Origin of the sequence: Anabaena sp. PCC 7108 (genome assembly GCF_000332135.1) — a bacterium.
Classification (GTDB): Bacteria; Cyanobacteriota; Cyanobacteriia; order Cyanobacteriales; family Nostocaceae; genus Anabaena.
Genome location: NZ_KB235896.1, coordinates 5,458,737 through 5,469,703, shown reverse-complemented (window position 1 = coordinate 5,469,703; position 10,967 = coordinate 5,458,737). Strand labels below are relative to the sequence as shown.

Sequence of the window (10,967 nt, the reverse complement as noted above, 5' to 3'; positions counted from 1 at the left end):
TTGTAAAGGTTTAGCAGTGCTAAACCTCTACGGACAATGTAGTTTTTTTGATAACACTTATTTGGTGTTTTCTGTCAATTCTGTACTAATGGTGTTTCTAATCCTGTTGATTCCATAAAAGAAAAAAAGAAAATTAAGCATCATTATCGAGGATTATACCTTTTAGAGGATTTGGAGCCGACGGATCATCAATAGCAAGTTTTCTCTGGTCAGGCACAATATTTTTATAGTCAAACGTTCCACCAGCAAGCTGCTCTAAATTTTCTTCATCCAACTCTCCCTCTTCCATTGGATTTACTAGATCCTCGGATTTTACTGTTTGATTTTGTTCGTTTTCTGACATGATAATTATTCCTAAGTTAACTCTAGTTACTATCTATTGACTGCGGTTAAGACTAATCGTTTTGTGGCTGGTGAGCCATGTCGAACCATCTCTCTCAGCACTAAAATTACTGAGTTTCCCATCTACCGCGTACTACTATAATATAACAAAACAAACCAAAACAACAGATAGCAAAACATGGCAAAAATAGTAATTAGTAGCTCAGGAACTCTGGGAGATCACTTACCCTATGTTGCGTTAGGAGAATACCTACAAGCACAAGGACATCACGTTTGCATGGCAATAAATGAAGCAATGCACCCTTATGGACTTAAAGCAGGTTTAGAAGTAATCAATTGTGGTCATTATTTGGGACAAAAAGAGGCAAAACAAGCAGCAAAAGATTGGGAACACCTAAATTTATATAGCCAATCTGACCAAGATAAATCTAGCAGAACGGTTGATTTTTTTAAGCAGCAAGTACCTTTAATATTTACCAGTTTATTATCTGTTTGTAGAGATGCAGATTTATTAATTTGTAGCATTCAGATGCGTCTATTCGGGGCAATGATTGAGGAAAAAATAGGACTGTCTTGGATAGTTGCATCTGTCACGCCCTCGTTTCAGTGTATTAAAAAGACAGAACAGCTAATTAATAATGAACCAGATCCACTTTTACCCACTTTTAATCAAATTCGTAAAACTCTGGGATTAAATGAACTAAGAGCAGATTGTGTTAAGGATTACCAGCAATCAAAACGAGCAATTTTGGCTTCTAGTCCACATTTCTCCCAACTCAATTCCACTCATGACTATGATGCAGACAAATTTGCACTATCTAACCAAAGATAAATTTATGAATTTACAAAACCAAGCAAACTGGCAATCACATCAACTGGATAGAGAAGATACACCATATAGTGTTAGTAGTTTTACTGAAACTGTAGCGAGGGTGAATCAATTTGTACTAGCAGAATTTGAGCGGGAAATTACGGAAAAGCAGTTATACTACCATACCAAAGAGCATTTGATGGCTGTACAGCAACGCTCTCAGTTAATTTTTGAAGTCATTCGTCCTTATTTGTCAGCAGATGTAGAGACAATTAAGAGGATGGAATTATTATTGGGTGTTTGTGCGATCGCTCATGACTTAGTACAAATTTTTACACCCCACCAATCCCACACATCCAGACGACGAGAAGCTGGTGTTAGTGAAAATGCAACTATTGAAAAAATATTTGCATATATTCAAATTTTAAATCAACAAATATCTGTATCTAATTCACATAGTACCGCATTTTTTACAGATGCAGATTTGGCAATCATTCAAGAATCAATTACCGCTACCATTTGCGATTACGATACGACTGAGCAAGCCATTTATCAACCTGCTCTTTATAACGAAAACCAGCCTATTTCACCAGTAGCTTGCATCATAGCTTTAGCCGATATTGGCTCTTTAGGTATGGAGGGAATAGCAGCGTATAACCGTGAGGGAAGCTTACTTTTTTTAGAGGAAAATCCAGACATTATTCCTATCATTAAAAATCAACAGATGCGAACTCTATTCACAGATAATCCAGAACTATATGAAAATATTAGACAGCGTTTACTCAGACGTGCAAAATTTCAGATTCATTTTGCTAAATCTCGGTTAAATCGTCTTGCTTTTGAATTAACTCCTTTACCAACAGCAGCTATTTTCAGTTTAACCCAAGAAGTCTTTAAATATTTAAATCTAGAAACTATCAAAGAAATTGAAGCAACTACCCCCACAGATATAGAAACATCTTTAGAAATATTAATCAAGTTTTTTGAATTTGAGCAACTAATCAGGTAATACAGCAGAATTCAGGAGTCAGGAGTAAAACTGGCTTTGTGTATAGGTTTAAATTTAGATGTTGTACTTCCTAACTACGCAAACTGCTGTAAATTATGTCTAATAATTTTAGATTAGCGTTAGTGAAGTGCCATTAACAATTACCAGCTTTAATAAATATAACAAGTATTTAAACAAACATACTATAATGGTATATTTACAATTACCTCCAGGTCTACTACCATGTTGATGCTACTTTTCTACGTTAGCAATGATTTGTACGCCATTGAAAGTTACCGTATAGCGGAAGTTATCCCTAGAGTAGCCTTAAGAAAAGCACATCATGTCCCGGACTATGTAGCTGGTTTATTTAATTATCGAGGTAAAATTGTACCAGTAATAGACTTGTGTCATTTGATTCGTGGTACATCTAGCCGTTTTTGTCTAAGTACCCGGATTATTATGGTAAGCTACCCTCATCAAAATTCTGGACAACAATACTTAGGATTAATTGCCGAAAAAATTACAGAAACTTTAAATAAACCAGAAACTGACTTTGTTGATTCCGGTATTCGTGTTAAAGAAGCACCATATTTAGGAGGAATGCTGATGGATGAAAGAGGGATAATTCAGCGAATTCATTTAGAACAATTGTTTGCTGACGTACAAAATACTTACTTGTTAACAGGGAGAGAAGGTTATATAAATGAGTTATCCAGAAATTGAAAACTTATTACGCAGAAAAATCGGTATTGATGCCAAGATTATTAATTCTAGAAAAATTACTAAAGCTGTGGAAACTCGTTCTTCTATCTGCGGTGTCAGTAATGTAGATAACTATTTACAGATTTTACACACCTCAAATCAAGAATTTGATGAATTAGTGGAATTGATAGTTGTTCCAGAAACTTGGTTTTTCCGTGATAACCAACCTTATCATGCACTGACAAACTATGTCCGTTCTCAATGGTTAAATAAACCTCATAATAGGAAACTTCGCTTGTTAAGTGTTCCCTGTTCCACCGGAGAAGAACCTTATTCTCTGGCTATGACATTATTAAATTTAGGTTTATTACCAACTCAGTTTCATATTGATGCAGTTGATATTAGTAAAAAATCTTTAGCTAAGGCAAAAAAAGGAATTTACAGCCGTAATTCTTTTAGAAGTCAGAACTTAGAATTTCAAACCCGCTACTTTATCCCTGTAGATAAGGAATATCAAATATGTGATCAAGTCAAAAATACTGTTAATTTTAGTCAAGGTAACTTGATCGATTCCCAATTTTTAATAGATAAAAAATCTTATGATATTATTTGGTGTCGGAATGTTTTAATTTATTTTGATTCCCCGTCCAGAAAAATTACATTGAAAAATTTAAATGGTTTATTAAAAAGCGGAGGAATAATATTTTTTAGCGCATCGGAAATAGGAGAATTAGCTAATTTAGGATTAGAAATAGTTCGGTTGAATGGGGTGTTTTTAGGACAGAAAAAAATCGCAAATCCAGCAAATGTTAGCTTGAATTATCCACTGGTGGTGGTACGCGATAACAATATACAAGATATTAAAGAATATACAAAACAACCAATTAATGTTGCAGAAATACCTCTATTTTTACTAGAAAATTGCCGAAGTAATAATAACCAAATTATTCAAAGTCAAGATGGAGCAATAAAAAAACATGATTATAATCTAGATACAATTCGTAACTTAGCTGATGAAGGTAATTTAACCGCAGCTATATCTCAATGTCAAAATTATTTACAAACAGATTTCACCAATGCAGAAGCTTATGTTTTACTTGGTCAAATTTATCAAGCACAAAAACTAGAATCAAAAGCAGAAGAATGCTTTCAAAAAGCAGTTTATCTTGATCCTCAAAATTCTCAAGCTTTACTACATTTAACTTTACTCAAAGAACAAAGAGGAGACATAACTAGAGCAAACATTTTACGCCAAAGATGGCAAAGATTACACCAATTGTGAAATAATTAAAATTGGTGGATTTAATTTAAACTAAAAAATAGGGTATTTTATGCTAAAGACTTTAAGCTTACAGACGCGGTTAATCAGTGGATTTTTATTTATTGGGTTAATTGTTTTAATTGTCGCTTTAGTGGGCTGGACTGTAAATTTACGTCTCAGTAATGCCATTAATGTTTTGAGTACGAATACTGTTCCTAGTGTTATAGGATTGTGGAAAATTAACGAAGGACAAACTCAGATAGAATCTTCAGAACGGGCTTTACTTAATGAGCAACTCACCCTAGCAGAAAGAAATGGTGAAGTAGCGAGAATTAAACAAGCTTGGGAACAAATTAATGAGGGATTTAAGGAATACGAACCAACAGATAAAAGTGATGAAGAAAAAAAATTGTATTCTGATTTTCAGAATCGTTGGGATGAATGGAAAAGGAATCATGAAAGATTAATGCAAATGAATCAACAGTTTGAAAGTTTGGGTATTCTTAACCCTGTAGGGAAGGAACTGGAATTAATCAAATTAAATCAAGCAAATAGTCCAGAAATAGGATTAGTTAAACGAGCAAATGTTTTTTTAACACAGTTAAGAGAAAAAGCTCAAGATAATCGTCCCTCTTTTGAAGCAGCGACAAAATTACTTATTGAAGACATCAAACTGAATGAAAAATTTGGAATTGAAATTTCGCAACAAGGGCAAAAAGATGCAGCTACAGGTTCATTTTTTTTGTTACTCGCTTTAGTGATTGGTCCTACGACTGCTGTTGTTTTGGGATTTGCTTTTAGTAAACCAATTTCCCAAAAAGTAAATGAATTAGTCAAAGTTTCTACATCTATAGCTAATAGTAATTCGTCTGTACAGATGCAATCATCTTATGGACAAGATGAAATAGGTAAATTACAAACTGCTTTCTACACAGTTGCATCTAAAATTGGTGAATTAGTGAATATTGCTCAAAAAATCTCCAATGGAGATTTGACAACACAAATTCAGCAAGCAGATAGTCAAGACGAAATTAGCAAATTGCAAAATGCCTTTTATACCATGAACAAGGATTTGAATGCCTTGATTAGAAGTATTCAACAGTCAGGTGTACAAATTACCACTTCTACTACACAAATTGCCGCTTCTGGGAAAGAATTAGAAGCCACAGTCACAGAACAATTAGCGTCTACAAACGAAGTTGCTGCTACTGCTCAAGAAATTGCTGCTACCTCTAGAAATTTAGTCAAGACGATGGATCAAGTCGCGGAAATGACTAAAATGACTGCTGCTGGTGCAAGTGAAAGTCGTGATGAATTGCAAGAAATGGAAGAGACAATGCGACAATTAACAGAAGCTACAAATTCTATTACTTCCAAATTAGGAATAATGAATAAAAAAGCCAGCAATATTAATAACGTTGTTGTCACAATTACCAAAGTTGCAGATCAAACTAGTATTTTGTCATTAAATGCAGCTATAGAAGCAGAAAAAGCGGGAGAATATGGGGCTGGTTTTGCGGTAGTAGCACGAGAAATTCGGCGTTTAGCAAATCAAACTGCTGTAGCAACTTTAGAAATTGAGCAGATAGTTAAAGATATGCAATCAGCAGTTTCAGTGGGTGTAATGGAAATGGATAAGTTTAATAATTCTGTGAATAGTAGTGTGAAACAGGTAAACAAAATTAGTACCCAAATTAGTAAAGTCATCAATCAAGTCCAAAGTCTACCACCGCAATTTATACAGGTAAGTGAAAGTATGGAAGAACAGTCTCAAGGGGCTGCACAAATTAGCGAAGCAATGGAGCAATTAAGTGAAGCTTCTGAGCAAACAGTTGATGCTTTGAGAGAAACAAATAGTGCATTAGAACAATTGGAAGATGCAGCGCAATTATTACGGGCAGAAATTTCGCATTTTCAGGTAAAAAATTGAGTAAAAAAAGGTAATGCTGATGAAAGAAGATAGTTATGTCAGCAATGGTAAAGAAAATGATGGGGTAATATTAAACCTTGTCAATAGTGAAATACCAATTTTCAATGATTGCTGGAATAAAATTGGCGTAATGGGCGATCGCTCCTGTAGTGAATTAGCAGCCGTCATTCATTGCTATGAATGTCCAGTTTATGCCGCAGTGGGTGATAGTTTACTAGAAAGAGAACCACCAGCAGATTATCTCGAAAACTGGATTCACATTCTTGAAGAAACATCAACAAATCCTGATATTTCAGATAGTAATGAAGCAATTATTCGTACTGCTGAAGCTATTTCTGTCATTATCTTTCAACTTGGAAATGAAAAATTAGCCTTACCAGTGCGAATGTTACAAGAAGTTACTCATCCTTGCATAATTCAACCTCTACCCCATCGTAGTAATGAATTATTTTTAGGTTTGGTGAATATTCGTGGAGAAACTTTACTTTGTGCTTCTCTTCAGTCTCTTCTACATATTGAATCAACTAAGGAGAATGTAAACAATAAACCAAATCAAGAAACTAATTCCACAGTTAAACCTACTCTTCAAAGAATGATTGTAGCTGGACAAGGAGAAGATAAATGGGTGTTTCCAGTAGATGAAGTACATGGAATTTTTCGTTTTCATCTCAATGAATTGCAAGATGCACCTGTTGTCATTACTAAATCTGAGGAAGGTTATACCAAAGGAATTGTTTATTGGGAAGGTAAGAAAGTAAATTATCTTGATTCTGATTTATTGTTTTATAACCTCAATCACAAGATTTTGTAATTGCTTATTTAGTCAAATCAAGAATAATTGTAGCTTGCTTCTCGAAGGGTAAGCAGATAAATACAGATAATTTATGGATTTCAGAATTCTGTGCAGCCTCACATAAAATTGCTATAACCTCTATTCCCTATTTCTAATTATCAATTGTCAATTACTTATGAGCAACTACACTATATTGGAATTGTTTCGCCAGGAAGTAGAAACTAATGTTGCTACCCTGAAACAATGTCTTCCTATATTAAAAACTCAGCCGTTTTCAATGAACGAAATTGAGCAATTAATACAAGCGGCTCATTCTTTGTGGGGAATTACTAGCATTGTAGAAATGGAAGCTGCTTCCAATTTGGTGCAGTTAATGAAAGATTGCTTTATTGCTATTCAGAAACAAAGCATTACCTTGGGGAAAGAAGAAATTGATACCTTGCTTCATGCTAGTGATTTGCTTTTAAGTATGAGTAAAGCGGCTGAAGATAATTTAGATGTTTGGATGACAGATCATGCTTGGGATTGGAATACTACTCAGAAAACTATTACTAATTTAGCAAATAGGGAACAGGTAATAGGTGACAGGGAACAGGTGATAGATAATTCTTCCCCCGCACCCTCGACTCCTCCTATTGAATTACCAGCGATGAGTGGTGATAGTTCGATGATGGATTTATTTAGGTTGGAATCAGAAGCACAAGTTAGCATCCTGAATAATGGATTGCTGGCTATAGAAAACAATCCCCAATCATCACAGGAATTAGAAGCTTTAATGCGGGCGGCTCATTCTATCAAAGGTGCAGCGAGAATTGTCAGTTTAGATGGGGTGGTAGAGTTAGCCCACGTAATGGAAGATTGTTTTGTAGCCGCCCAAGCCAAAACCATTATTTTAATCGCCGATGATGTGGATGTGTTATTACAAGGGGTGGATTTGCTACAAAGTATTAGTCAATTAAATGATGCAGAACTACCAGATTGGTTAGGAAAACATCAAGCCGATTTTATCAATATCCGTGATGATGTAGCGGCAATTTTACAACCGGGAGATAAGAGGCAAAAGGCACACATCGATTTTAAAACAGATGCACGAATAGTTGATGATCAATCACCAATTACCAATCCTCAGTTCCCAATCCCCAATCACCAGTCCCTAGTTCCCAGTCCCCAGTCCCCAATCTCCAATCTCCAGCCCCCAGTTGCTACTTTTGAGGTAGAAAATACTGCAAAAAATCAAGATCGTGTCGTGCGGGTAAGTGCTGATAATTTAAACCGAATTATGGGTTTAGCTGGGGAATCATTGATTGAAGCTAACTGGTTACAACCATTTGCAGATTCGATGATGTCGCTAAAGTCGCGGATGTTGGATATTTCCCTCAGTTTGGAACAGTTAGAGGAATCTCTTGATCAAAATTTATATGAGCAAGAGGGGAGAGAATATTTAGTGCAAGCGCGACAACAGAAACATGAATGTCTTGATTATATAAGCGATCGCTTGAATGAATTAGAATTATATGTGCGTCGTACTGCTAGTTTATCAGACCGTCTTTATCGGGAAGTCATTAATTCTCACATGAGACCTTTTGAAGATGGTTTACAAAGTTTTCCTCGCATGATTCGGGATTTAGGACGCAAGTTAAATAAACAAGTAAAGTTAGAAATTGTTGGCAAATCTACACCTGTTGACCGTGATATTCTCAAAAAACTAGAAGCACCTTTAACTCATATTCTCAGAAATGCTGTAGATCATGGATTAGAACTTCCACAAGAACGCATTGCCTCCGGTAAATCACCTGAAGGGACAATTCGTTTAGAAGCCTTTCATCGGGGAGGAATGTTAGCAATTACTATTAGTGATGATGGCAAAGGTATAAATCGTGAACAGTTACGCCAGAAAGTCATTAATAAAAACTTAGCAACAGCAGACATGATGACTCAACTTTCTGATGCCGAGTTAATGGAATTTCTATTTTTACCTGGGTTTTCCACAGCTAAACAGGTGACAGAAATTTCTGGACGGGGTGTAGGTTTGGATATTGCTAAAAGTATGGCACAGGAAGTAGGGGGAACGGTACGCGCAAATTCCCAACTAGGAAAGGGTACAAGTTTTCATTTTCAACTTCCTCTGACTTTATCGGTAGTTAGAACACTATTAGTAGAAATTTCTGATAAACCTTATGCTATTCCTCTAGCAAGAATTGACCAAATTGTCACTGTGGATAGATCAGAAATTACTGATGTAGAAAATCGCCAATATTTTACTATGAATAACCAAAATATTGGTTTAATATCTGCCCATCAGGTATTAGAATTACCAGCATTAAAACAGCAAAAAGGTGTAGTTTCTATTGTTGTAATTAGTGACCAAAATACCACTTATGGATTAGTTATAGATAAGTTTTTAGGTGAACGAGATTTAGTTGTTAGACCCCTAGACCCCCGTTTAGGAAAAGTTCCAGATATTAGTGCTACTGCTCTATTAGGAGATGGTTCACCAATTTTGATAGTTGATGTGTCAGATATGGTTGCTTCTATGGATGCTATTCTCAAAGGTGGAAAATTATCTAAAGTCATGATGCAAGCTGAATTAGAAAGCTTGACTCAACGCCGAAAAATTTTGGTAGTTGATGACTCTATCACTGTTCGAGAAATGGAGCGTAAACTATTAGAAAATCGAGGTTATCAAGTGGATACTGCTGTTAATGGTGTGGAAGGTTGGAGTGCAATACGTACTAATGAATATGATTTAGTAATTAGTGATATTGATATGCCTCGAATGAATGGAATTGAATTAGTCAAACAAATCAAAGGTAATCCACGCTTAAATTCTGTACCTGTGATTATTATTTCTTATCGTGATCGGGAAGAAGATAGAATTCAAGGTTTAGAAGCTGGTGCTGACTACTATTTAACTAAGAGTAGTTTTCATGATGATACATTGATTAATGCGGTGATTGATTTAATTGGTCAATAGTCAGTTTTCAGTGACAAATCACTAATTAAGTAGTCGTGCAAAATAAATTTTATAGTTAGGGGAGGGAACAGGGAAGGAATACAGCCATGTTTGTTTTCAATCAATATGTTAAATTAATTTTGCTTGGGTACTTACCAATTCCCTATATGAAAATCGCAATTGTTAATGATACTGTTATCGCTCTCAACACACTCCGAAGAATTGTCCAAGCTGTACCCTATTATCAGGTTATTTGGACTGCTCAAAATGGTGCAGAAGCTGTGACTAAATGCCAGCAAAATCCCCCTGATTTAATATTAATGGATTTGCTGATGCCAGTGATAGACGGAGTAGCAGCAACCCAACAAATTATGAAATATTCACCTTGTGCAATTCTCATTGTCACTAGAAGTACAAAAGATAATATTTCTCAAGTTTATGCAGCAATGGGTTATGGGGCTTTAGATGTTGTTGATACTCCAGTTATATATACAGAAAAATATGCAGATATGACTGATAAATTACTAGGTAAAATAGCTAGAATTGCCAAATTAATTAAAAAGAGTTCAACATCAAGCAAAATAAAGTCAGAAAGTCAAAATCAATTATCTACATCACTAGAATTAGTTGCAATTGGTTCTTCTACTGGGGGACCAAAAGCACTGGCAGCAATTTTATCAGAACTACCTACTAATTTTAATGCAGCGATCGCTATTGTTCAGCACGTTGATGGCCATTTTTCTGGCGGTTTTGCAGATTGGTTAAACCAGCAAACACCTTTACCAGTTAGATTAGCAGTACCAGGCGATCGCTTGCAAAAAGGTAGAATTTTAGTAGCAGGAACAAATGATCATCTCTGCTTAAAACCAGATTTAACATTAGCCTATACTAAAAATCCTCTTGATTATCCTTATCGTCCTTCTGTGGATGTATTTTTCAAAAGTCTTGCTCAACATTGGAAAAGTAAAGGAACGGCTATTTTGCTGACAGGTATGGGTAAAGATGGTGCAGAAGGATTAAATGCTTTAAAACTCCAAGGTTGGCATACTATTGCCCAGAATCAAAAAAGTTGTATTGTCTACGGAATGCCCAAAGCTGCTGTTGAATTAAATGCTGCTGTTCAGGTATTATCTTTAGAGAGTATAGCGGCAAATTTACAGAAGTTTTTCAATAAATAACAGGTA

Annotated in this window: 9 protein-coding genes; 8 read left to right on the top strand and 1 reads right to left on the bottom strand. The window is 35.4% G+C overall.

Going from position 1 to position 10,967, the window contains the following annotated elements:
• Positions 1-133: 133 nt before the first annotated feature.
• The gene (locus ANA7108_RS0125550) at positions 134-343 is read right to left on the bottom strand and encodes a hypothetical protein (RefSeq protein ID WP_016953680.1); all 210 of its coding nucleotides are present in this window, start codon (positions 341-343) and stop codon (positions 134-136) included.
• 177 nt (positions 344-520) lie between these two features.
• Between ANA7108_RS0125550 and ANA7108_RS0125545 the strand changes: the two genes are divergently transcribed.
• From ANA7108_RS0125545 to ANA7108_RS0125510, 8 genes are all read left to right on the top strand, one after another.
• Complete coding sequence (locus ANA7108_RS0125545; RefSeq protein ID WP_016953679.1) at positions 521-1,174, top strand: hypothetical protein; 654 nt, start codon at positions 521-523, stop codon at positions 1,172-1,174.
• A gap of 4 nt (positions 1,175-1,178) precedes the next feature.
• On the top strand, positions 1,179-2,162 hold the full coding sequence (locus ANA7108_RS0125540; RefSeq protein WP_016953678.1) for a hypothetical protein: 984 nt from the start codon (positions 1,179-1,181) through the stop codon (positions 2,160-2,162).
• 222 nt (positions 2,163-2,384) lie between these two features.
• A complete protein-coding gene (locus ANA7108_RS0125535) occupies positions 2,385-2,867 on the top strand; it encodes a chemotaxis protein CheW (protein ID WP_016953677.1) in 483 nt (160 codons plus the stop codon).
• A complete protein-coding gene (locus ANA7108_RS0125530; protein ID WP_016953676.1) occupies positions 2,848-4,128 on the top strand; it encodes a protein-glutamate O-methyltransferase CheR in 1,281 nt (426 codons plus the stop codon). Before ANA7108_RS0125535 ends, ANA7108_RS0125530 begins: the two co-directional genes overlap by 20 nt.
• A gap of 49 nt (positions 4,129-4,177) precedes the next feature.
• Positions 4,178-6,037: a methyl-accepting chemotaxis protein gene (locus tag ANA7108_RS0125525; RefSeq protein ID WP_016953675.1), complete on the top strand. Its 1,860-nt coding sequence runs from the start codon at positions 4,178-4,180 to the stop codon at positions 6,035-6,037.
• Positions 6,038-6,050: 13 nt separating this feature from the next.
• Positions 6,051-6,848 carry a chemotaxis protein CheW gene (locus ANA7108_RS0125520; RefSeq protein ID WP_144052425.1) on the top strand — a complete coding sequence of 266 codons (798 nt, stop codon included), beginning with the start codon at positions 6,051-6,053 and terminating at the stop codon, positions 6,846-6,848.
• 157 nt (positions 6,849-7,005) lie between these two features.
• Entirely contained in the window at positions 7,006-9,804 is a 2,799-nt protein-coding gene (locus ANA7108_RS0125515) for a hybrid sensor histidine kinase/response regulator (protein WP_016953673.1), read from the top strand.
• Positions 9,805-9,950: 146 nt separating this feature from the next.
• Entirely contained in the window at positions 9,951-10,961 is a 1,011-nt protein-coding gene (locus ANA7108_RS0125510; protein ID WP_026104452.1) for a chemotaxis response regulator protein-glutamate methylesterase, read from the top strand.
• Positions 10,962-10,967: the final 6 nt, after the last annotated feature.